This window comes from Chryseobacterium wanjuense (genome assembly GCF_900111495.1).
Lineage (GTDB): Bacteria > Bacteroidota > Bacteroidia > Flavobacteriales > Weeksellaceae > Chryseobacterium > Chryseobacterium wanjuense.
Genome location: NZ_FOIU01000004.1, coordinates 57,030 through 81,283, shown reverse-complemented (window position 1 = coordinate 81,283; position 24,254 = coordinate 57,030). Strand labels below are relative to the sequence as shown.

Here is a 24,254-nt window from a genome sequence, read left to right as displayed (position 1 = left end):
ATGTAAAATTTTGATTATTAATGCTTAAATTTGCTCCCCTTATTGTAAACCATGAAAAAACTTCTACTAACCATTTGTACTTTTCTTTGTTTATTATGCAATGCACAACTCGATACGGATCATTGGTTTGCACCCATGTCTTCGAAAGCAGGAACCACCGGACTTCAGGGGTATTTATACCTCTCTACCAACGAAACCACACCGTTTTCTGTACAGATCTATAATAGCAATGTGCTTTTCACAACCGTTCAGGTAAGCAAAGGAAATCCCGCTCAGGTTAGTATCCCAAATTCTTTTTTAATTACGGATAATCCAAGCGATCTTTTCGCTCCCAATGCCATGGGAATGTATGTGAAAGGACCAAAAAAGTTTTTTGCCAACTACAGATTTTCGCTTCAAAATCATGCGGAAATTATTACTTCTAAAGGATTGGCAGGTCTCGGTACGACTTTCTACGCCGGAATGGCTCCGTTGACAGGAGTCGCTTTTTATGTCAATTCTATGATCGGAGTTACGGCAACTGAAGACAATACCTCAGTAGTCGTTTCGGGATATAACCCGAATGTTGTTTTTTCAGACGGATCTTCAAGCCCAACCAAAACTTTTGTGTTAAATAAAGGAGAATCCTATATCCTGGATGCAGTGAGTACCGATTCCAATTATAATCTTAATGGATTGGTCGGAGCAAAAATCGAGGCTACAAAACCGATTTCTGTGACGAACGGTAATTTTAACGGAATTTATACCAATTTAAATTTCACCAACAACGATGTCTTGATGGATCAGGCTGTCCCTGTCGAAAGATTGGGAAAAGATTTTGTCGTGGTAAAAGGCAACGGTTCTGTATTTTCTGAAATGGAAACCGCTTTAATCATTGCCACTGAAAACAATACACAGCTTACCATCAACGGAACAGGTACCGGAATTACCTTGAATGCAGGACAATATTATATGGTTCCAAGCAGTAATTATATTTACCAGGGCGGTACTGATAATTATAATATGGGAATTTCCGCCACTAAAAATATTTATGTTTACCAATTCTTAGCAGGAGTTTCAGGAGGAAATGAATATCCGACAGGAGGGATGAATTTTATCCCGCCACTCAGTTGTTTTATGCCTAATAAAATTGACGAAATCGGATTCATTAACCGAATCGGAAGCCAAAATTACAGCACAAGATTAAACATCATCACCCAAACCGGAGCAACAGTTACTTTAAACGGAAACGCAATTGCCGCTGCAAACGGCCCTTACCCGGTGAACGGGAATCCGAATTGGGTCACTTATTCTGTTCCGAACGTTACCGGAACAATTACGGTAAATTCTACAAAATCCGTAACTGCAGGAATTGCAGCGGGAAGCGGAGCCGTAGGATATGGCGGTTATTTTGCAGGATTTTCATCCATTCCGGCGATCACAAAAACCGGCGACTGCTATACCGGGATTTTACTACAGGTTGATAATACCTATGACGGCTATCAATGGTATCTTAATGGAAGTCCGATTTCAGGGGCTACCACCTACTCTATCAATCCTGAAATATACGGAGCAGGAACGTACACTTGTTTAGTTACAAAAAACAACTGCGAATCGAAGCTTACGACTGGTTATGACTACACATTATGTCCACCGATTACGACGACAACTTACAATATCGGAGCTTGTAATACAAAGGTAATTTCGCCTGCTTTTACAACTTCTACGCAAACCATCACTCCTTCTCATACAAGCATTGTTGCAGCACCGACTTCCGGAACAGCAACCGTGAATTCTGCAACAGGAGAAATTACTTATACCCCAAATCCGGGACTGACAGCTGATGCCACAGATACATTTATCTATTATGTAGAAGGAAGCGGAAATCCTGCTGATTTTGAATATTTTAAAATCATTATTAATATTGACGTCCTGCAAACGACCAACGGAGCATTAACATCATGCGCCGATGCCAGTGGAAACGGAACATTTGACCTTACCTCTGTGAGCGTTTCTCCGGATCCGGGAACTACAGTTCAGTATTATACCAATTCTGCCTTATCGGGAACTCCGATTGCCACGCCGGCAACCTATAACGGACCTGCAGGAACTATTTATGCCAATGTAACTTCCCAATACGGATGTACGAAAACGGCTCAGATTACTTTAACAACCATTCCGTCACCAAATATTAATACTAATAATTTTAATGCAACACTTTGCGATGACAATTTTGATGGTATTGTAAATGTTAATTTTTCGAATATTACTCCGGTAATTGTAACCAATTCTGCCAGTTTTAATGTAAGATATTACTTAAATCAGACCGATGCCAATGCCGGAAACACCAATACACTGCCCGCCAACTGGACGTATACAGCAAACACCACCGTCTATGTAAGAGTGGATGTTCTTACCGGAAATTGCCCGGCTGCATTCGGACAGATCAATTTTAAAATTGGAAACAGAATAACTTTGCTTACAGGAACTGCAACATCCGATGTTTGTGACAACGACATCAGCGGCTCTGAAAGTGTAAACCTTAATGATTATAAAAATTTATTTACCACAGATCCGGGTGTCACTTTGACATTCCATGCTACTTTGGCTAATGCTCAGGCTGGAACGAATGCGATTTCCCCAATTCAGACCATCACTTCTACAAGTACATTTTATATCAGATTTACAAGTGCCACAGAATGTCCGAATACCGGAATTTTAACATTAAATTTAAAAACACCTAAAAAATCCGACAGGCTGAAAGATCAGATTGTCTGTCCTAATGAACTGGTAACTCTGGACGCCGGGCCAGGATTTACTTCTTATACCTGGAGTACCGGAGCAACTACACAGACAGTGACAGTGGGAGCAGGAAGTTACTATGTAGATTTAGGATTTAACGGCTGTATCTATCGCCAATATGTCAATGTGACGACCGCACAGCCTCCGACAATTACAAAAATTGAAGTTTCAGGATATAATGCTACTGTTTTTGCTTCGGGAGGAACACCACCTTATCAATATTCCCTGAACGGAATCGATTATCAAAGTTCGAATATTTTCACAGGATTATCAAGAGGAATGCATACTGCTTATGTACTGGGAGCCGACGGATGCTCTCCTGTTGTGAAAGAATTTTTAATATTAAATTTAATTAATGCAATTACTCCGAATGGAGACGGTCTTAATGATGTTTTAAACTATTCGGATTTAAGAATTAAGCAGGATGTTTCCATAGAAGTTGTCGATCGTTACGGTGCGCTGGTTTACAGGTCTGCAGACAAAAATTATATCTGGGACGGAAAGGTAAACGGAAGGCCACTCTCAACCGGAACTTATTGGTATTTACTGAGATGGATTGAGCCGGACACAAAATTACCGGTTTCTTATTCAGGATGGGTATTAATCAAAAATCGTGAATAAATTTATAACTTTCTTTACATTTTATTAACAATATTTCAAATATTATTCTAAATTTGTAGAAATCCTAATTTCCCACTATATGAAAAGATTTCTACTTAGTTTAGTATTAGTTTTTTTGACGATTAATACTCTCTTTGCACAAAGGGATACAGAACATTGGTTTGCCCCAATGATGAACAGAACGGGTTTAACGGGAGGTACCAATAACCAGGCTATCTACCTTTCCACTGATTCTACAACACCATTTCCAGTAGATATTTACAATAATAATACTGTCATTGGTACTGTAACAATCAGTAAAGGAGACCCTAAGGTTTTTGTAGTCCCTCTGGCGACTATCATTACTTCATCACAGGCAGATCTGTTTACACCAATCACAAAAGGACTTTACACCAAAGGTACAAAACCTTATTATGCCAACCTTAGATTCTCAATTCCGAGCCACGGTGAGATTTTGACATCTAAAGGAAAAGCCGGTATCGGTAAAAAATTCTACGCAGCTGCCGCTCCTATTACAGATATCGGAGGTGGTGGTATCTACAACTTTATGGCAGGTATCATGGCGACTGAAGACAATACGGTTGTTACAGTTTCAGGATATTCAGCCGGCGTTACTTTTTCCAACGGAACTACCGGAGCAACGACTCCTTCCATGTCTTTTACTTTAAACAAAGGACAATCATACATCATTGAAGGAAGAGGAAACATCACTGCGAATTCATCAGGTTTCATCGGTGCCAAAATCGAATCTGACAAACCTGTTTCTTTGACCAACGGTAACTTCAACGGACAATTCTCTTGGGGAGCTGTAGGTGGAAGTTCTGATATTATCATGGACCAGTCTGTACCGGTTGACAGGTTAGGAAACGAATTCGTTTTGGTAAAAGGAAACGGAAACGTAACCGCTCAAATGGAAGATGCATTGATCATTGCAACGGAGAACAACACAGAAATACAGATCAACGGGGGCCCTGTGGTAGCAACCCTTAATGAAGGACAGTTCTACAGAGTAAATGGCCCGAATAACGGAAACCCGGCGAATAACGTCAACTATATAGATCAAGGTAACGGACATTACAACATGTACATTAAAACATCTAAAAATGTATATGTTTATCAGCTTCTTGCAGGTCTTGCAACTAGTATTGCAACTTTAGGGTACAACTATATCCCACCTTTGAACTGTTTCTTACCAAGAAAAATTGACGAAATCGCTTTCATTAATGATCTTAACGGAAGTGCGAGCCCGGATATTAAATTAAATATATTAACAGAAACCGGATCTACGGTTACGTATAGTACTAATGGCGGAGCGCCCATCACACCGACTGCAGCACAAGGACCTTATCCTGTTCAGGGTACGTCAGCTTGGGTATCGTACTCCATTCCCGGGCTAGCCGGAAACGTTACGGTAAACTCCACAAAAGCAGTTACTGCAGGTATTGCAGGAGGTAGTGGAGCGGTAGGATATGGCGGATATTTTGCCGGATTCTCATCAATCCCTGTTATTGCAAAACAATCAGGAGACTGTGTACCGGGAATCGTACTGGAAGTAGACGACAGTTTTGAAACCTATCAATGGTATCTGAATGGCGTTGCTATCTCAGGTGCTACACAAGCGACTCATACACCTACACAGGCGGGGAACTACACGGTAAAAGTAACAATGGGAACATGTCCTCCTGTTACAACACCGATTTATAAAGTATTCTCTTGTGTTAAAAATACAACAGCAACATTAAATGCGTGTGCAACCAAGGTAATTACACCTACATTCTCATTCAATACATCTCAGACTCCGGTAGCAAGTACAGTAACAATTCTTACGTACCCTACACACGGAACCGCTACACTGAACCCATCAACAGGACAAATCACTTATATTCCAAATGCTGGATATTTAGGTGCAGACCAGATTGTTTATCAGTTCTGTGGCAATGCTCCTGAGTTTATCGACTGTGAACATGTAACATTAAATTTAAATGTTGTTCCTTTCGTTTTAAATGACGCTACAATCAAAGCATGTCAGTACGACGGAAAAGGATTCTTTGACCTTACAACAGCGATCGTTACTTTGTATGATCCTGTAGTGAAGAAATTCTATCCTACTCTTGCAGATCTTAATGCAGGAACCAATATGATTACAAACCCTACCAATTATCTTTCTGCGGCAGGATTTGTATATGTAAAAGTAACGACTAACGAAGGCTGTACCGGAAATGCTAAAATCACTTTAGAGTTCCTTCCTACACCAACGGTAAACGAAGCTACTTTAAGCGAATGTTTCCTTGAAATGGACGAAACAAAAGCTAAGTTTGATTTAACAATTGCAAACGTTTCATCGGTAACGCCGATCACTAAAAAATATTATCCTACATTCACGGATGCCAACAACGGAACGAATGAGATCATGAATCCTCAGGCTCATATCTCAGGAGACGGAGCGGCTTATGTAAGAGTATACAACAGCAACGGATGTTATGCGATCGCCAAAATTATCTTAAAAGTAATTCCTCCTAAGAGATCTCCTCTATTGGTTGATAAAACGATCTGTATCGACAGCAGAACCAATCTTGATGCAGGACCTGGTTATGCTTCTTACGAATGGAGCACCGGAGCTACAACTCAGGTTTTATCAGGAGTACCTGTTGGAACATATTGGGTAATTCTTGAAGACAACGGTTGTTTTGTTAAGCAATTTGTAAATGTTAAAAAAGCTGAAGATCCAGTCATTAAAGAACTTGAAATTTCTAACAATACAGTGACAGTGCATGTAACAGGTGGAAAAGCTCCTTATCAATATGCAGTGGATGCGCCTACAAACTGGCAGGATTCTAATGTATTCACAGGACTTACAAGAGGACAGCATATATTCTATGTAAAAGATTCTTACAACTGTACACCAATCTCTGTAGAAGTTACCGTACCGAATCTGATCAACGCAATTACTCCAAACGGGGATAATAAAAATGATTTCATCGATTACAGCGAATTAGCCTATAAAAACAATCTTTCTTTCGTAATCTATGACAGATATGGGAACAAAATCTTCACAGGAGATAAGTTCAACAACTATAAGTGGGATGGTAAACATTACGACAAAAAAATAGTAACAGGAACGTACTGGTATCACATCAATTGGAATGAACCAAACAAAGAAAAAACTCCAATTAAGTACACCGGATGGATTTTAGTAAAAAACATTGACTAAAATTTTCAACATAAAAATTTTGAACCACGATTTTAAAATCGTGGTTTTTTATTTGTCCCAACCCTTCTTTTTTAAGGGTATTTTAATAATTAAATAAAATTCTCCTATTTTTGCATTAATCCTAATTCCATATTTATGAAAAGATTTCTATCTTTTGTATTAATGCTGTGTGCACTTAATACACTCTTTGCACAAAGAGACACAGACCATTGGTTTGCCCCCTACTATGACGTTTCTACGGGCGGTGTCTACAATCACGTTCTTTACTTTTCTACGGATGCAACAACTCCGTTTGAGGTAAAAATCTACAACAACAATACCGTGATCGGAACCGTTACCATCAGTAAAGGCTCACCACAAACTTTTGCTTTAAATGCAAATTTAATCAGAACTACGGCTGCATCAAGTGCAGCAGTGCCTACCAATCTTGGGGTTTACACCAAAGGAGACCGGGCTTATTTCGTTTCATTAAGAGCAGCGGTAAGCTCGCACGGTGAGATCATCACCTCCAAAGGGAAAGCCGGTATCGGTACAAAATTCTACGCTGCAGCGACGCCGGTGACCGTACCCGCTACAGACAAAAACTTTACAACAGGAATTTTAGCCACTGAAGACAACACGATTGTGACTGTTTCCGGATATGATCCTAATATTTCTTTTGTTAATGTTCCCTCCCCGACTCCTCTTACCTTAACCGTTACGTTGAACAAAGGGCAATCTTATATTCTTACAGGCTTGTCTACAACCACTCCGGTAAACAGAGACGGTTTCATCGGGGCGAAAATAGAATCCAACAAACCCGTTTCGGTAACGAATGGTAATGCCAATGGATTTTATGCAACCACAACTTCATCAGACGGTGCGGATTTAATCATGGATCAGTCGGTTCCTACGGATCGTCTCGGAAATGAATTCGCCATGGTGAAAAGCATCTCCACAAGTTCCGCCAACATGGAGGGCGGAATCATCGTAGGTACAGAAAATAATACGGATATTTATTTAAATAACGGAACTACGCCTGTTGCCACAATAGATGAAGGTGAATATTACAGAATCCTCGCTAATGAATATAAAGACCAGGGAGGAGGACACTCCAACCTGTATGTAAGAACAACGAAAAATGTTTACCTGTATCAATTGGTAGGTGCAGGATCTGCAAACAATACCGGAGGATTTAATTATATTCCGCCATTGAACTGTTTCTTGCCGAGAAAAATCGATGAGATCGGAAGAATTAATGTAATGCCGAATATTACTTCCGCCATTACTTTAAAGCTTAATATTTTAACAGAAGTAGGAGCCGCCGTTACTGTAAACGGAGTTACTCCAACCGCAGCTCAAGGGCCCTACCCGCTTACTGGAAATACACAATGGGTAACGTATGCCATCACCGGAATTACCGGCAATGTTACCATTACTTCTACAAAAGCAGTTACTGCCGGAGTCAACGGCGGATACAGTTCTGCAGGGTATGGAGGATATTTTGCAGGCTTCTCTTCTATTCCTTTAATTGCCAAGCAGACCGGAGATTGTATTCCGGGAATTGTTTTGGAAGTGGATGACAGCTATGATACTTATCAATGGTATTTAAACGGAACTGCTATTCCGGGAGCCAATTCAAATACGTATACCCCTGCTGTTTCAGGAAATTATACCGTAAGAATCACGGTAGGATCCTGTCCTCCTGCAGTTACACCTGTTTACAAAGTGTATACATGTCTTCATGAATCTACAAAAGCACTGACTGTCTGCGAAGGATACAAAGCCATTATTCCAGAGTTTACCAACTCTTCTCAGACGTATGTTCCAAGTACGGTAACCATTGTAACGCCACCAACTAATGGAACAGTCATTGTCGATCCAAGCGGTGTGATCGGATATACACCGAATTTCGGATTTACCGGAACAGATACCATTGTTTACAAATTCTGCGGAAACGATCCTGATTTTACAGATTGCGAACAGGTAACTTTAACATTAACTGTTTCTGAAAGTCCTGTCGTAACGAATGCAACTTTAAGATCTTGTTTTATCCCATCTAATCCCGCAACGGCATTATTTAATTTAACATTAGCTGCAGTGACAGGTCAGACGGGCATCACCAAACAATACTACCCATCTCCTACAGATGCCCAGAACGGAACAAATGAGATTTTGAACCCGACCAATTATATCGCACCCAACGGAGTTGTCTATATTAAAGTAAGCAACGCCAACGGATGTTACAGAGTGGCTGAAGTAACACTTATTGTTCTTCCGCCTGTTTATTCTAATGTGTTGGAAGATAAAATTATCTGTATTGAAGATACGACCACATTAGACGCCGGATCAGGTTTTACTGCTTATGCGTGGAGTACCGGGGCAACTACACAGTCCATCAACAATGTAGGAGTCGGAACCTATTGGGTTGATTTGAAAACGGGAGAATGTATCACAAGACAGACTGTAAAAGTGTATGCTTCCGAACAGCCTGTAATTTCAAGCATTGATATTTCTAACAATACCGTTACCGTAAATACAGTCGGAGGAACAGCACCTTATCAATACTCTCTGGATAATATCAACTGGCAGAACAGCAATGTATTTACCAATGTTCCGAGAGGGAACAGTAAGGTCTATGTGAAAGATGATTACAACTGTGATCCTATTGATGTGGAAATTACCGTTCCAAACCTTATCAATGTGATTACACCAAATGGAGACGGAGTAAACGATATTTTAGATTATTCAGAATTATCTTACAAACCGAATTTTGTTTTCAATATTTACGACAGATACGGAACCAAAATGCACGAAGGAAATAAAGCCAACGGATACAAGTGGGACGGCGCAGTAGGCGGCAAAAAAGTATCTACCGGAAACTATTGGTTTGACCTCAGCTGGAACGAACCCAACAGCAAAAAGACATCCATAAAATACTCCGGATGGATTATGGTAAAAAACAGAGAATAACACAATTTTATTAAAATTATTAAAAACACGGCTTAAAAACCGTGTTTTTTTTATGCTTTTTCCAATTAATTAGAAATAAAATTCTATTTTTGTCAAAACTAATCACCACAATATGAAAAAACAACTCTACTCATTAGTTTTATTTTTATTTACTTTCATTGCTATTTCAGCACAACGGGATACCGAACATTGGTTTGCTCCATTTTCAGCAGCTAATCTTTCTTCGACAGCCAAACAGGCGGTTTATCTCTCCACAGATTCTGCTACACCATTCAATGTTGATATTTATAATAATAATGTGATCATAGCAACTGTGGCGATCAGCAAAGGAAATCCTCAATCTTATAATATCACTGCTGCAGATATGATAGGATCTACGGCCGGAGACCTATTTACGGTCGGCACGAAAGGATTATATCTGAAAGGTGAAAAACCATTTTTTGCTTCATTCAGATTTGTTGTTCCGGCGCATGGTGAGATTTTAACATCAAAAGGAAAAGCCGGAGTCGGTACAAAATTCTATGCCGTCGTTGCTCCTATCACGAATCCTACCCAGGGTATGAATTTCACAACAGGAATTCTTGCCACGGAAAATAATACAACGGTGACTATTTCAGGATATTCTCCCAATGTTGTTTTTACCAACGGAGTGACAGCAACATCAACGCCAAGCATGTCTATTACTTTAAATAAAGGACAGTCTTACATTGTTGAAGGCAGAGGAAACGTTACAGGAAATTCAACAGGTTTTATTGGGTCTAAAATCACTTCAGACAAGCCGATTTCAGTTACAAACGGAAACTTCCTTGGTGAATATAATATCGGTACGTCTTTAACGGGTGGAGATATTGTCATGGATCAGTCGGTGCCTGTGGACAGATTAGGAAAAGAATTTGTCATCGTAAAAGGTTTTGGAAATATTGCTGCAAAAACTGAAGATGTTTTATTGGTAGCGACTGAAGATAATACTGAAATCTATGTCAATAACAACCCGGCTCCTGTTGCCACCATCAATGAAGGGCAGCATTATCGCGTAAATGAACCCAATAATGTCAACTATATCGATCAGGGAAGCGGGCATTACAATATGTATGTAAGAACTACCAAAAATGCATATGTCTACCAGCTTCTTGCGGGAACGGCAACTTCCAGTGCTACCATTGGTTTTAATTATATACCCCCGCTCAATTGTCTGTTACCAAGAAAAATTGATGAAATCGGGATGATCGAATGGCTTCCTCAGGCTGCAAATAATATTAAATTAAATATTTTAACAGAAAAAGGAGCTGCCGTAACCGTAAACGGGGTGACACCAACTGCTGCTCAGGGACCTTACGACGTTACAGGAACCACAGATTGGGTATCTTATTCCCTTACTGGCGTAACCGGAAATGTCACCATTATCTCAACAAAAGCCGTAACTGCAGGGATTGCAGGAGGAAGTGGTGTTGTAGGATACGGTGGATATTTTGCAGGATTCTCTTCGGTTCCGGCCATCAGTAAAAGTGGAGATTGTGTACCGGGAGCTATTCTGGAAACAGGCGACAGCTTTGAAACGTATCAATGGTATCTTAATGGAAACCCTATTCCCGGAGCAACAACGTACACATACACTCCGATGCAGCCAGGAAATTACACCGTAAAAGTGGGAATGGGAGGTTGTTTTGCAACCACACCGGTCTACGAAGTAGAATCTTGCTACGAGCAGGTAACAAAAAGTTTAATTGTCTGTGAAACTCAGAAAACGATCATTCCTAAATTTACCAATCATACCGTTCCATTTATTCCAAGTACTGTACAAATTGATACGGCTCCCACTAATGGTACAGCAACGATTGATGCTGCCACAGGAACCATCACCTATACAGCCAATACAAATTTTATCGGTAATGACTTAATGGTGTATCATTTCTGCGCAAATCCGACAACAGGAGTCGGCTGCGAACAGGTAACTTTACACTTAAAAGTAGACCCAAATCCTACCGTGAAAAATGTAACCATACAATCTTGCTATCTGGATTCTAACCCGAATATGGCGGCATTCAATCTTGAGACAGCTCCGATTGTAACTCAAACCGGATACACAATTTTGTACTATCCTACGCTTGCAGATCTTAACAACGGAACGAATGTAATTTCAAATGCTTCAACATATATTTCTTCAAATACAACAGTGTATGCGAATGTAACCAACTCAAACGGATGTTCAAGCATCGCGCAGATTACGCTTGTAGTACTTCCACCGGTGAAATCTACCGTTTTATCTGATAAAATTATCTGTATTGAAAATAAAGCTACGCTGGATGCAGGTCCAGGTTTCGACGGCTATCGTTGGAGTACGGGAGAAACAACTCAGGCCATCACCGTTCCGGTGGGTGCTTACTGGGTACAGCTAAAAACAGGAGAATGCTTCACAAGACAGGATGTAAAAGTACTTGCTGCAGAGCAACCTGTCATTTCAAATCTTGAAATTAAAAATAATACCATCACTGTAAGTGTAATTGGAGGAACTCAACCATATAAATATTCCCTTGATGGTGCTACGTGGCAGGATTCTAATTTCTTCGGAAATCTTCCAAGAGGGGAAAACAGTATTTATGTGAAAGATTTTTATAATTGCGAACCGATCGATGTAACGGTAACTGTCCCTAATCTTCTCAATGCAATTACACCAAACGGAGACAACAAAAACGATTATATCGATTACTCTGAATTAGCATACAAAAAGAATCTGATCTTCAATATTTATGACAGATACGGAAATAAAGTCTACCAAGCCGACCGCTTCAGTGCCTACAAATGGGACGGAACCATGTACGGGAAAAAAGTTCCTACGGCAACGTATTGGTACGAAATCACCTGGACAGAGCCTAATAAAGCCCAAACTCAAATAAAATATTCCGGCTGGATCCTGGTAAAAAATCTTGAATAACAGCCTTTAAATAAAACTTTGAAAACCATGATTTTAAAATCATGGTTTTTTATTTATTTTTTAAGCTATTAATACTTTTTATTATTAAATTTGTGATAAAACCAATTTCTGAATGAAGAAAATTTTATCTTTTTTATTTATATTTTATTTTTTCACCTCTACTTTTGCTCAATTGGATAGGGAGCACTGGTTTGCGCCTATGGTAGACCGGACAGGCAACCCAAATCCTTATCAGAAATTATATCTTTCTACTAACCGTACGACACCGTTTCCGGTAAGTATTTATAATAACAATACCTTAATTGCCACTGTAAACATCAGCAAAGGCAATCCTCAAAAAATTGATATCTTACGAAACTATATTATTACAACGCTTCAGGCAGACCTTTTCACTCCTATTACAAAAGGATTGTATGTAAAAGCAGAATTTCCTTTCTACGCCAATCTGAGATTTTCTGTTTTTAATCACGCTGAAATCATCACTTCCAAAGGGATTCCTTCTACCGGAAAATTATTTTATGCTGCCAGCGCGCCTATCTCCGTCACCAATTCGATTCTTAATTTTATGACGAGTGTATTGGCAACAGAAGACAATACCGTCGTTACAATTTCAGGATATAAACCTACGACACAGTTCTCAAACGGAACTACCGGAGCTACCACTCCCACCATAACTTTTACTTTAAACAAAGGGCAATCTTATATCATCGACGGAAATGGAATCAATTCGGGAAACTCTGATGGTTTTATCGGGGCTAAAATTGTTGCCACAAAACCAGTAAATGTCACCAACGGAAACTTTAACGGCCAATATGCCGGAAACTTTTCTTCCAGTTCAGACATCCTCATGGATCAGGCGGTTCCGGTGGAGCGGCTGGGAAATGAATTTGCTTTGGTAAAAGGTAACGGAAATATTGGCTCACATATGGAAGGCGCCTTGGTTATTGCAACAGAAGACAACACTGAAGTTCGTGTAAACAATGAGCTTGCTCCTATAACAGTACTCAATACCGGGCAATATTTTATGATCCCCGATTCTAAATATCAGCTTCAGGGAAACGGTCATTATAATTTATATATTAGAACGACAAAAAATGCCTACATCTATCAGGTTCTTGCGGGAGCCAATAATGTAGGAAATGAAGTGGCAACGGGTGGTTTCAATTTTATTCCGGCTCTTAACTGTTATTTACCGAAACAAATTAATGAGCTTGGTTTTATTGATGAAAATTTTGTTCATTCTAATGCCAATCCGGGTGGGATTTTAAATATTCCTACCAAATTAAATCTTATTACAGAAAAAGGAGCTGTTGTTACCGTAAATGGTGTTACTCCGCCGGCGACAACAGGACCATTCAATATGACAGGAACCAACAATTGGGTAACTTACGGAATTCCGAATACCGTGGGAACCATCACTGTGGTTTCTTCAAAAGCAATTACAGCGGGAATCAATGCGGGAAGTGATGCAGTCGGCTACGGAGGATTCTTTGCGGGATTCCCTACTCAACCGGTGATTTTAAAATCCGGAGGAGATTGTATTCCGGGAATTGTTCTTACCGTCGATCCTATTATTTACGATACCTATCAATGGTATATCAACGGAACTCTTATTCCTGGTGCGACAGGCACTTCTATTACCCCTACCCAACCGGGATATTATACCTGCTCTGTAACTATGGGAAGCTGTGCTCCTCTGGTAACTGAGCAATTTAAAGTTTTAAATTGTACAAAAGAAACCTCGACAACGTATGATTTCTGTACATCAAAAACCATTACTCCTGCGTTTACAAATTCAACTCAGACACCGGTTCCTTCTACCGTGGCGATTCTTACTCCACCGACATTAGGAACAGCAACCGTAAATGCAACAACGGGTGTAATTACGTATACTCCGACCAATCCGGGGACTCCTGCAACTGATACTTTTACCTATACATTCTGTGGAAATGATGTCAACTTCCCCGATTGTGAAACGGTGACAGTAACACTTAATATTCAGGTTTTAACGGTAAACAATGTTGCGATCAATGCCTGTAATGTTAACGGGACAGGACAGGGTGTATTTAACTTAACAACAGCCAATGTGACAGGTAGTTCGCCAGTTACGATTACTTATTATACAAGTTTAATAAACGCTCAAAACGAAACACCGGGAACTTCAATTCCTACTCCGACCACATATACCGCAGCCAATGGAACGATAGTATATGCCGTTGTAAAAAATAACATCGGCTGTAAAAATATTGCGGAAATTACCCTTAATTTATTTCCTTATGCTGTCGTAACGGATAACTATTCAGGAGTATTTTGTGATGAAAACGTAGACGGTACCGTGAATGTTACTTTATCGGATATTACCGCGATTGTTTTAAGTAACCCTGCTTATTTTACAGGAGTAAGGTATTACGCAAGTTTAACCGATGCCAATGCCGGAAATACAAATACACTTCCCAACAACTGGTCGTACACGACGACGACAACGATCTACATCAGGGTTGATTCTCCTGACGGATGTCCTCCTGTGATAAAACCACTTACCTTCAACGTTGCCGGAAAAATTCCTTTGATAAGAACCACTTTATCCGTTACAGTGTGTGATGATGATTTGGATGGTATTAAATTGATGGATTTACTTCCTTATATGACCCAGTATACCATAGATCCTCTTGTGACATTCAGCTTCCACGGAAGCTTGGCGGATGCACAAAATGATCTGGCTCCAATCGGTAACCCGATGAACTTAACGGGCGTGCAGACTATTTATATCCGATTTGAAAAACCGGGAGAATGTCCTAATGTTGCGTCTATTACCATCACCATTAAAATTCCTAAAAAATCTGATATTTTAGTGGATAAAATTATTTGTCCTAAAACAAAAACCACACTAGACGCTGGACCAGGCTTCGACAGCTATTTATGGAGCACAGGAGCAACGACTCCTTCTATTTCTAATGTTGGTGTGGGAAGTTACTGGGTAGATCTTACTGTAAACGGATGTACATACAGACAAAATGTAACCGTTACAGAATCTCCTCTTCCGATCATTACCACTATTGAAATCAATGGAACGACCGTTACTGTAGGTGTTGGCGGCGGAACTCCTCCTTATCAGTATTCTTTGGATGGTGTAAACTGGCAGGATACCAATGTCTTTACGAATGTTCCTAGAGGAAATCATATCGTTCACGTGCGTGATTCCAACAGATGTGAAGAAGTGACCAGACCTTTTGTTATTATTAATTTAATTAATACCATCACGCCAAATTCAGACGGCTACAATGATACGATAGATTATTCTGCATTAATGGATAACGATAACGTAGAATTCAGAATTTTCGACAGATATGGAGCTGAGGTTTTCAGAGGGAATTCGGCCAACAGATTCATCTGGGACGGCAAAATCACCGGAAGACCCGTGAATACGGCAACGTATTGGTATTTCATCAGCTGGACAGAATTCAAAGGAAGCACGACGGTGAAATATACAAGCTGGCTTTTGGTAAAAAATTATTAATTCCATTAATAAAAAGAACATTTTTCGTCTATTTTTAATAAAATGAAAGTCTTATAACATTCATTAACAATTTTATAGCAAAGTTTAATATAACTTTAACCTGTTTTCACTAATTAATTAGGTATAAATTATTGCTTTTCTCCGTAATTTTGCCACATTATATGAAGAAGCTATTCACCCTATTGCTGTTGATTTTTCTGGCAAAAATTAACGCTCAAATTTATTCTGGAGAAGTTTTTCTTAGAGATAATTCGATATTGTATCTTAATCAGGTATATGTCACCAATCTTACTACCCAAAAAACCGTCCTTACCGATTACAACGGTGATTTCAACATCCCTGCAAACCCGGGAGATGTAATCCGTTTTACGTCTATCGTTACAGAGAGGAAAGATATTAAACTGACGCCTCAGATGATGGGGCCTAAAAATTTAATTGAATTAAAAATAGCCTACCGAGAAATTCAGGAGGTGGTAATCAGCAGATTCAAACCGACCGGAAATTTGAGATACGACGTAAATTCCCTGAAAAAAGAAGACAAAGGACTTGCCATAAAAAAAGTGATCGGCCTGCCTGAACCGAAAGGTGACGGAACCCCTCCACAGCTTCCTGTTGCAGGATTGCGCGATGGCGGACTTACCTTCAGCCTGGAAAGTATCTATGATATTTTATCCGGTGAAAGAAAGAAAAAACAGCGGTATGTGGCATATGAAAGGATGAATAATTCAATCACGCAGATTAAAAATTATTTAGGAAAAGACTATTTTACAAGATTCAAAATTCCTGAAAATTTAATTGATAATTTCCTTCAGTTCGTTTATAGTTCAGAAAATATTGAACCTTATGTGTTGGCTGGTAATTTCGAAGCGGTAAAAATCCCGATTGAAAAATATTTACCAATTTATCAAAAAAGGTTAAAGAATTCTCATCTTCAGGAAGTTATAAAATAAATTAAAGCCCTGATATAAGATCCGGAAAATGTATATTCTGAAAATTAAGATATTCATTTTCCGGATTTTTAAAATATTGCTTATTTTTAATAAAAAAATCCAGTGTTTAAAATAAAAATGGCGTAATTTTCGTTATCAATTTAGACACTAAAAAAACTAATACCAAAACACCAACGCAAATCAAAAGGAAAAAAATATTGTATTTTTTAACTTTAATATTAGTGAATGAAAAAGCTACTTCTACTCTTTAGTGTAATTTTTTTCGCCCATCTTTCCGCTCAGTCAAGAGGAAAAGATTATAGCGAAATTTTAAAAAGTAAAAGCATCTACGAGATCAATGCTTTCCTGAGGGATGCCCATCCCGACGATCCACGAAGATCTGTCCTGAAACCCCGCGTGATGGACATGATGAAAGAGTACATCAAAAATGCCAAGCCCGGAGATCAGAAAGTAAAGCAAATGCAGGATTGGCTTGCCATGCTTAAAAGAAGGCCATCCACCAAAATATCTTTCGAAGAAATGAATGCTATCATTAAACAAAAGCAGATAGCAAAGTATCAAAAACAGTTGCAGATGGGCCAGGCTGCAGTGGTTTATACACCAAGTACTCCAAAAAATGTTTTTATCGAACCTACAACTCCTGAAGTGGCCAAACCTTCGGCGGCAATTCCCGATGCAGAAGCTTCTGAATTCAATATGCTGATGGCGGAAAATCCGGTAGAACATAAAAATAAAACGGTGAAAATTCTTAATTCTCTTTTCGACAACGACCCGAATACAAAAGAATGCATCGTAATGATCGAAAACAAATCCGACTGTAACATCATCGTAAGAATGGATGGAATCGGTAATACGAAATACAGACTTCCCGTTCCTGCGCACGGTGACAATTCGGTTGTAGTACAAAAAGGAGATTACCTGTTTACCAGTATCGTCTGCGGTGCTCAGTATGCCTCCCAAAAGACCATACAAAAGGCTCTCATGGTAGCTTTAGGAAGTTCTGCAAAAAAATAAAACCCTTTTGTTTCGATTTTTTCGTGGCTAAAAACAAGGCATTTGCATAAATTTTCATTATTTTTGCCGATTCAGAAATTACTCATGGGTAAAAATAAATTAGCAAGATTCGCAGAAAACAAAATATTACCAAACGTCATTCAGCCCACAAGGGAAGATGCTTTAAACGGCTTCGAACTTAAAGGTAAATGGCGCACAGATTTTTTCAAGAATGACCATCCCATCGTTCTGGAACTAGGCTGTGGAAAAGGAGAATATTCTGTAGGTCTTGCCAAAACGTTCCCAGAGAAAAACTTTATCGGTATTGACATTAAAGGAGCAAGGTTCTGGTTTGGCGCTAAAGAAGCAGTCGAAGCCGGGATGAATAATGTTGCTTTTCTAAGATCTCAAATCGAGCTTGTAGAATATTTTTTCGGAGAAAATGAAGTAGATGAAATTTGGATCACGTTCCCGGATCCTCAGATCAAATACAAACGTACAAAGCACAGATTGACACATCCTGACTTCCTGAACAGGTACAAAAAATTCCTGAAACCGGGTGGGATTATCCATCTAAAGACAGATTCCGAATTCCTTCACGGATATACTTTAGGCCTGCTGCAAGGGTTGGGATATGAAATTCTTACCGCTCACCACGATATCTATGGTGCACCGGAGTACGATCCGAAAACAGAGCATTTAAGAGATATCAGAACCTATTATGAAGAATTGTTTTCTGCAAAGGGCAAAACAATTACTTATATCAAGTTTAGAATTAATTAAAAACAGTACACAGATTGAAAAAAAATTATGAAAAATTCCGCAAACACATCTAAGTAAATTTTAAGGTTTTTAAGTGAAAATTTTTCACTTAGCAATTCCGGTTGTCATTTTGCAACCCGGTCTTTGGTATGTATACCTTACAAATAGAACACACACTCTAACAAATGAAAATTAATTTATTAAAAATCCCCATTTATGAAAAAAATTCATGTTGTTGTTTCACTATGTTTAATGCTCATTTCATGTAGTACCAACAAAAACGCTCACAAAAATGCCAACATTCTTGAAAGTAAAAATATTGCTGAAATTGAAAATTTCCTGAAAACAGCGCATCCCGAAGATCCCAGAAGAAGAGTTTTAAAACCCAAACTTATTGCTTTAAAAAATCTGGAATGGACAAAAGGTAAGAAGGACGCCAAACCAATGGAAGCAAGACCTGTGATTTCCGAAATTCCCAACAGTGTTATGAAAAACTCTAATTCGGCAGAAGCTGAAGAGTTTAAAAATTTAATTGCATCCACTTCAAAAGAACATAAGGATAAAACTGTAAAACTGCTTAATGCCATGTTTAATGAAGACATCAGCAGCAAGGAAGTTATTCTTTTATTTAAAAATCAGTCGGACTGTAATCTGGTGTTAAGGATTCAGGGAAAGGATTTCTATAATATGGCAGTTCCGGCGAAAGGAGAAAATTTCATTGTAATTAATAAAGGAAATTATACATTAACAAGCAATGTATGCGACGTTGTTTATTCTTCTAAAAAAGAAATTAATAAAAGTATTTTTTTAACCATAAACAATCCGGAACATATTGGAACTAAAAATTCTTTGAGTAAAAAGTAAATTATTTTATTGTTTTTTATAAAATTAAATAATAAAACACAATATGGTGCGTTATTTGCCTTAAAGAAAAAACATAAAAAGCGGGATCCGAAAAGCTTAGAGAGTAGGAAACAACAAATGAAACAAATATGAAAAATTTTAAAAAAATCTCGAGAGAAGGGTTAAAAAACATTGTTGGAGGAATAAGAAATCCTCATGAAGCTGAAGATCAAATTACAATGTGCTACAGTCTTCTTTATTGTTATTCAACATCAGCTAGTGATACTGCGCCTATTGTGTGGCATGTTGGTACAGCTCAACCACCAGCAGATGCAAATAATGCACACATATGTGGATGGACTCCAAATGGAAATATGGCAGGATGCCCATAATTGAAATTTAAGAAAAAAGCAGAGACTGAAAATCAGTCTCTTTTTTATTCCATGTTTTGTATTTTTGACAATCAAATACTAATAAATGAAAAAGCTATTACCTTTTTCCACAGCTCTTATTGCTGTATTCCTGACAAGTTGCGGTAGTACAAATTACAATACCAAACAGCCTGTCAGAAAACCGTCTTACCCTACTTCAAACACCGGAAGCAGCAATACCTCAGCCACACAGGTTGAAAGGGAATATCAGGCTTTAATAAAGACCTATAAATCTGAAACGGCAGAAGTTTTAACGGATCTTTTGAATGATTCATCGGACAGCCCAAAAACAGCCATTACGGTGGAAAATAAATCCCCTTGTAATATGGTGCTTACCATAAGCGGAAATAATTATTTTAAGAAAATCCCGATCGGAGCGAATAAAATTGGCTCTGCAATGGTACTGAAAAATCAAAACTATAATCTTTCCGGAATGGTTTGCAATTCTGTTTACCAGAAAACTAAGTTTGTTACCAGTTCGTATAATATTACAATATCAAATTAATCTTAAAAAATATAAAACAAAAAAGCGTCGGGAAAACCCAACGCTTTTTTTATTTTCAAGAAAATCTTTACTTATTCTCCATCGAAATCAGCATCTGTATCAGCAGATACTTTTTCTCCTTCTTCTTTAGATTTTTCTTTATCAGCTTTTCTTTGAGACTGACCTTCTTTGATAGCTTCAGAAACTACGCTAAGGATCATGTCAATAGATTTAGAAGCATCATCGTTTCCTGGGATAACGAAGTCTACTTTTCTAGGATCAGAGTTTGTATCAACGATACCGAAAACTGGGATACCTAGTTTTTTAGCTTCAGTCACAGCGATGTGTTCTCTTAAGATATCAACTACAAATACAGCAGATGGAAGTCTCACCATGTCAGCGATAGAACCTAAGTTCTTCTCAAGGTTAGCTCTTTGTCTGTCTACCTGTAATCTTTCTTTTTTAGATAAAGTTTCGAACGTACCGTCTTTTTTCATTTTGTCGATAGAGTTCATTTTCTTTACAGCCTTTCTGATTGTAACGAAGTTCGTCAACATACCACCCGGCCATCTTTCTGTAATATAAGGCATATTAAGTTCAGAAGCGTGTTTTGCAACCACTTCTTTCGCTTGCTTTTTAGTAGCTACGAAAAGAACTTTTTTACCTGCAGACGTTAATTTTTCTAAAGCGTTACAAGCTTCATCCAATTTAACAGCTGTTTTATGTAAGTCTACAATGTGAATACCATTTTTCTCCATAAAAATGTATGGAGCCATATTTGGGTTCCACTTTCTAGTCATGTGACCGAAGTGTACGCCAGCCTCTAGAAGGTCTTTTACATTTGCTTTTGCCATGTTTTTTGTTTTTGTTAGTTTACTTTCCGTCTTTTAAACAATCAACAACTTCTTTAGATGGGAGAAGCGTTTGGATGCTAAACGTAACGGGCAATTTGCTTTAGGCTTTAGGCACTAAGCTGTAAGCTTCAAGCGAGTTAAAAAGTTTAATAAGTTTTTCAAATAGCTTATTGCATATTGCTTTAAGCTTACCGCAATTCTTAACGTTTTGAGAATTGGAATCTCTTTCTTGCTTTTTTCTGACCTGGCTTCTTTCTTTCCACCATTCTTGCATCTCTTGTAAGTAAACCAGCTGGCTTCAATGCTAGTCTGAACTCAGCGTTGATCTCGCATAAAGCTCTTGAAATACCTAATCTGATAGCTTCTGCCTGTCCTGTATTTCCACCACCGAATACGTTTACGGTAACGTCATACTGACCAACAGTTTCAGAAAGGATAAATGGTTGGTTTAATTTGTAAACCATTACATCTGTAGAGAAGTATTCTTTAGCATCTTTACCGTTTACTGTAATGTTACCAGTACCTGGCTTTACGTAAACTCTTGCTACAGAAGTTTTTCTTCTTCCGATTTTGTGAACTGTAGACATATTAATTATTTAAATTCGTTAACATTAATTGTTTTAGGCTGTTGAGCTTCATGTTTGTGCTCAGTTCCTTCATATAAATAAAGATTCTTAAGAATAGCAGCTCCAAGTTTGTTTTTTGGTAACATTCCTTTTACTGATTTTTCTAATACTTTTAAAGAATCCTTCTTTTGAAGTTCAGCTGCAGTCATAGACTTTTGACCTCCAGGATAACCTGTATGCCAGATATAAGTCTTGTCGTTCCACTTATTTCCAGAAAGAGTAACTTTCCCAGCGTTCAAAACGATTACGTTATCACCACAATCTACGTGAGGTGTGTAGTTCGTTTTGTGCTTACCTCTCAAAATCTTCGCAACCGTAGAAGCTAGTCTTCCTAACGGCTGTCCTTCAGCGTCTACCACAACCCATTCTTTATTAGCAGTAGCTTTGTTCGCTGAAACAGTTTTGTAACTTAATGTATTCACACGTTTTAGTTAAAGATTAAACATAATTTCCCCCTAAAAGGGTGTGCAAAGGTACAAATTATTTTTGGAATGCAAAAACATATTTTTATTTAAACTGCTTAATCCTGTCTTTCACAGCTCGATTTTCAACATTTTAAATAGCCGGATAAGATTCTTCAGAAGATCAAATGTAAAGTATATTACTAATATTATATGAAAACAGAATTTATATTAATTTAAAACCAAAAATCTTTTCGTTTTCCTGAAATAATTATATTTGTTCAAATTTCTTAAAACTATGAGCCACGGAAAACTGAGAGAAGAAAAAAACTGCCTTAATTGCGGACATCTGGTAGAAGAAAGGTTTTGCCCACACTGCGGGCAGGAAAATATTCAGCCAAAACAGCCTTTTCATTATCTGTTTACTCATTTTATTGAAGATTTCACACACTATGACGGGCAGTTCTGGAAAACGATAAAATATCTGTTAATCCGTCCTGGGAGATTAACCAAAGAATATCTTGAAGGGAAAAGACAAAGCTATGTAGCTCCCGTAAAACTTTATATCTTTATAAGTTTCATTACCTTTTTTCTTCCGTCACTGTTTGGAGACTCAGAAGAAGCGCAAGATCATAAGAAGAAAACCCATGCTTCTCAGGAAATTGATAAAGAAAAAGCAAGGGAAGAGAAAATTGCAAAATTTACAGACAGTTTAGCACAGCATTTTTCTAAGGACCAATTACAAAAAGATTCACTAACTAAAGTACAAGACATCAAAGTAAGCGAAATCAACGGTAATGATATTGAAACCGACGCTTTGGAAGAAACCGAAGATGGGAAAATGATGGTCTTGGGCGCAAAAAATATGAAACAATACGATTCTCTGCATAATATAAACAGTAGAAATCGTCCCGTTTTTGTTTTTTTAAAACCTTTCGCAGAGAAAATATTTCACATGCAGGAACAGGGAATGAACAAAGATCAGATTTTTGACAGGTTCAGCGACACGTTTGTCCATACCATTCCAAAAGCATTATTTGTCTATCTTCCTCTATTCGCGTTTTTCCTCTGGATCTTTCATAATAAAAAGAAATGGTGGTTTTTCGACCACGGAATCTTCAGCCTGCATTATTTTTCCTTCTTATTATTAGGAACCCTTATTTTAATATTTTACTCAAAACTTTCAAATCTTCTTCCTGATAATGGTTTCTTGACTATATTAAATATAATCATCTATACTGCAGCCATTTTATATATTTCTCTTTATTTTTTTGTGGCACATCACAGGGTATATGAAAGCTCCAGGACGATGAGTGTTTTCAAAGGAATATTTTTATTCCTGATCAATTCTATTGGGATTATGTGTATGTTCTTAATATTAATGTATGTAAGTTTTCTTATGATGCATTAATCACGAAGCGTTTTGTTGGCTCGGAAGCTTGCAATCAAGTAATACGCCACGAAAACTGTCGAGAACTTCAATACAGACGGAATGGCCTGTTCGAGGTTGAAAATCAACGTTCCTATCGCCACCATTACTCCCATTGCCAGGAAAGACAAGCCCAGTTTTTGCGGTAATGAGAAATTCGGAGTATCAAGGTAATAGGCAATTCCCCACGCAAAGCCAAAAGCAAGGGCATAATATAAATCAAGACCTATATTTTTGGAGCTGTAAAAAAAATAATTAATTAAAAAACTCAAAACAGTTCCCAATGCAAAATACAGCAGCGCTTTTTTCATACGTAATATAATATGATGCAAAAGTAGAAAATTTAATCTGAGAATTTGAAGAGTAGCGCAAAACTCAACCTCAACCTTAATCTTAACCTTACCCTCACCTAAGTCATTTTTAAACGAATGTTTGTTCTATTGGGTAAACATTTAATTAATTAATTT

16 protein-coding genes are annotated in these 24,254 nt (G+C 38.2%); 12 read left to right on the top strand and 4 right to left on the bottom strand.

The features are described from left to right. Nucleotides 1-51: 51 nt before the first annotated feature. From BMX24_RS18825 to BMX24_RS18775, 11 genes are all read left to right on the top strand, one after another. Nucleotides 52-3,402, top strand: coding sequence for a T9SS type B sorting domain-containing protein (locus tag BMX24_RS18825; protein WP_089795592.1), 3,351 nt, complete (start codon nucleotides 52-54; stop codon nucleotides 3,400-3,402). Nucleotides 3,403-3,481: 79 nt separating this feature from the next. Continuing rightward, entirely contained in the window at nucleotides 3,482-6,613 is a 3,132-nt protein-coding gene (locus BMX24_RS18820) for a T9SS type B sorting domain-containing protein (RefSeq protein WP_089795590.1), read from the top strand. Nucleotides 6,614-6,748: 135 nt separating this feature from the next. After that, the gene (locus BMX24_RS18815) at nucleotides 6,749-9,565 is read left to right on the top strand and encodes a T9SS type B sorting domain-containing protein (RefSeq protein WP_089795588.1); all 2,817 of its coding nucleotides are present in this window, start codon (nucleotides 6,749-6,751) and stop codon (nucleotides 9,563-9,565) included. A 112-nt stretch (nucleotides 9,566-9,677) separates the two neighbouring features. Further along, nucleotides 9,678-12,497, top strand: coding sequence for a T9SS type B sorting domain-containing protein (locus tag BMX24_RS18810; protein WP_089795586.1), 2,820 nt, complete (start codon nucleotides 9,678-9,680; stop codon nucleotides 12,495-12,497). Nucleotides 12,498-12,609: 112 nt separating this feature from the next. Further along, complete coding sequence (locus BMX24_RS18805; RefSeq protein WP_089795585.1) at nucleotides 12,610-16,014, top strand: T9SS type B sorting domain-containing protein; 3,405 nt, start codon at nucleotides 12,610-12,612, stop codon at nucleotides 16,012-16,014. 161 nt (nucleotides 16,015-16,175) lie between these two features. Beyond that, nucleotides 16,176-16,964, top strand: a complete 789-nt coding sequence (locus BMX24_RS18800) for a hypothetical protein (protein WP_089795583.1) — start codon at nucleotides 16,176-16,178, stop codon at nucleotides 16,962-16,964. A 225-nt stretch (nucleotides 16,965-17,189) separates the two neighbouring features. Beyond that, nucleotides 17,190-17,978, top strand: coding sequence for a DUF6759 domain-containing protein (locus BMX24_RS18795; protein WP_089795581.1), 789 nt, complete (start codon nucleotides 17,190-17,192; stop codon nucleotides 17,976-17,978). An 84-nt stretch (nucleotides 17,979-18,062) separates the two neighbouring features. After that, a complete protein-coding gene (gene trmB / locus BMX24_RS18790; RefSeq protein ID WP_089795579.1) occupies nucleotides 18,063-18,740 on the top strand; it encodes a tRNA (guanosine(46)-N7)-methyltransferase TrmB in 678 nt (225 codons plus the stop codon). Nucleotides 18,741-18,935: 195 nt separating this feature from the next. After that, entirely contained in the window at nucleotides 18,936-19,583 is a 648-nt protein-coding gene (locus BMX24_RS18785) for a DUF6759 domain-containing protein (RefSeq protein ID WP_089795577.1), read from the top strand. A gap of 128 nt (nucleotides 19,584-19,711) precedes the next feature. Beyond that, the gene (locus BMX24_RS18780; protein ID WP_089795575.1) at nucleotides 19,712-19,954 is read left to right on the top strand and encodes a bacteriocin-like protein; all 243 of its coding nucleotides are present in this window, start codon (nucleotides 19,712-19,714) and stop codon (nucleotides 19,952-19,954) included. 85 nt (nucleotides 19,955-20,039) lie between these two features. Next, nucleotides 20,040-20,498: a DUF6759 domain-containing protein gene (locus tag BMX24_RS18775; RefSeq protein ID WP_089795572.1), complete on the top strand. Its 459-nt coding sequence runs from the start codon at nucleotides 20,040-20,042 to the stop codon at nucleotides 20,496-20,498. Nucleotides 20,499-20,569: 71 nt separating this feature from the next. Here the strand turns inward: BMX24_RS18775 and rpsB are convergent, their stop codons facing one another. The 3 genes from rpsB to rplM all read right to left on the bottom strand — a co-directional run bounded on the left by rpsB (nucleotide 20,570) and on the right by rplM (nucleotide 22,379). Beyond that, the gene (gene rpsB / locus BMX24_RS18770; RefSeq protein WP_089795570.1) at nucleotides 20,570-21,331 is read right to left on the bottom strand and encodes a 30S ribosomal protein S2; all 762 of its coding nucleotides are present in this window, start codon (nucleotides 21,329-21,331) and stop codon (nucleotides 20,570-20,572) included. A 200-nt stretch (nucleotides 21,332-21,531) separates the two neighbouring features. Continuing rightward, nucleotides 21,532-21,918 (bottom strand): 30S ribosomal protein S9, encoded by a 387-nt coding sequence (gene rpsI / locus BMX24_RS18765; protein ID WP_072883409.1) that lies wholly within the window; start codon nucleotides 21,916-21,918, stop codon nucleotides 21,532-21,534. 5 nt (nucleotides 21,919-21,923) lie between these two features. Further along, nucleotides 21,924-22,379 carry a 50S ribosomal protein L13 gene (gene rplM, locus BMX24_RS18760; protein ID WP_089795568.1) on the bottom strand — a complete coding sequence of 152 codons (456 nt, stop codon included), beginning with the start codon at nucleotides 22,377-22,379 and terminating at the stop codon, nucleotides 21,924-21,926. 277 nt (nucleotides 22,380-22,656) lie between these two features. Between rplM and BMX24_RS18755 the strand changes: the two genes are divergently transcribed. After that, complete coding sequence (locus BMX24_RS18755) at nucleotides 22,657-23,769, top strand: DUF3667 domain-containing protein (RefSeq protein WP_089795566.1); 1,113 nt, start codon at nucleotides 22,657-22,659, stop codon at nucleotides 23,767-23,769. On the opposite strand, the gene BMX24_RS18750 is transcribed toward BMX24_RS18755, so the two are convergent. Next, a complete protein-coding gene (locus BMX24_RS18750) occupies nucleotides 23,766-24,098 on the bottom strand; it encodes a hypothetical protein (protein WP_089795564.1) in 333 nt (110 codons plus the stop codon). The genes BMX24_RS18755 and BMX24_RS18750 overlap by 4 nt on opposite strands. Nucleotides 24,099-24,254 lie beyond the last annotated feature (156 nt).

Coding starts and splice junctions, on each gene's coding strand:
- BMX24_RS18825 (WP_089795592.1), top strand. CDS start 52: ATGAAAAAACTTCTACTAACCATTTGTACTTTTCTTTGTTTATTATGC.
- BMX24_RS18820 (WP_089795590.1), top strand. CDS start 3,482: ATGAAAAGATTTCTACTTAGTTTAGTATTAGTTTTTTTGACGATTAAT.
- BMX24_RS18815 (WP_089795588.1), top strand. CDS start 6,749: ATGAAAAGATTTCTATCTTTTGTATTAATGCTGTGTGCACTTAATACA.
- BMX24_RS18810 (WP_089795586.1), top strand. CDS start 9,678: ATGAAAAAACAACTCTACTCATTAGTTTTATTTTTATTTACTTTCATT.
- BMX24_RS18805 (WP_089795585.1), top strand. CDS start 12,610: ATGAAGAAAATTTTATCTTTTTTATTTATATTTTATTTTTTCACCTCT.
- BMX24_RS18800 (WP_089795583.1), top strand. CDS start 16,176: ATGAAGAAGCTATTCACCCTATTGCTGTTGATTTTTCTGGCAAAAATT.
- BMX24_RS18795 (WP_089795581.1), top strand. CDS start 17,190: ATGAAAAAGCTACTTCTACTCTTTAGTGTAATTTTTTTCGCCCATCTT.
- trmB (WP_089795579.1), top strand. CDS start 18,063: ATGGGTAAAAATAAATTAGCAAGATTCGCAGAAAACAAAATATTACCA.
- BMX24_RS18785 (WP_089795577.1), top strand. CDS start 18,936: ATGAAAAAAATTCATGTTGTTGTTTCACTATGTTTAATGCTCATTTCA.
- BMX24_RS18780 (WP_089795575.1), top strand. CDS start 19,712: ATGAAAAATTTTAAAAAAATCTCGAGAGAAGGGTTAAAAAACATTGTT.
- BMX24_RS18775 (WP_089795572.1), top strand. CDS start 20,040: ATGAAAAAGCTATTACCTTTTTCCACAGCTCTTATTGCTGTATTCCTG.
- rpsB (WP_089795570.1), bottom strand. CDS start 21,331: ATGGCAAAAGCAAATGTAAAAGACCTTCTAGAGGCTGGCGTACACTTC.
- rpsI (WP_072883409.1), bottom strand. CDS start 21,918: ATGTCTACAGTTCACAAAATCGGAAGAAGAAAAACTTCTGTAGCAAGA.
- BMX24_RS18755 (WP_089795566.1), top strand. CDS start 22,657: ATGAGCCACGGAAAACTGAGAGAAGAAAAAAACTGCCTTAATTGCGGA.
- BMX24_RS18750 (WP_089795564.1), bottom strand. CDS start 24,098: ATGAAAAAAGCGCTGCTGTATTTTGCATTGGGAACTGTTTTGAGTTTT.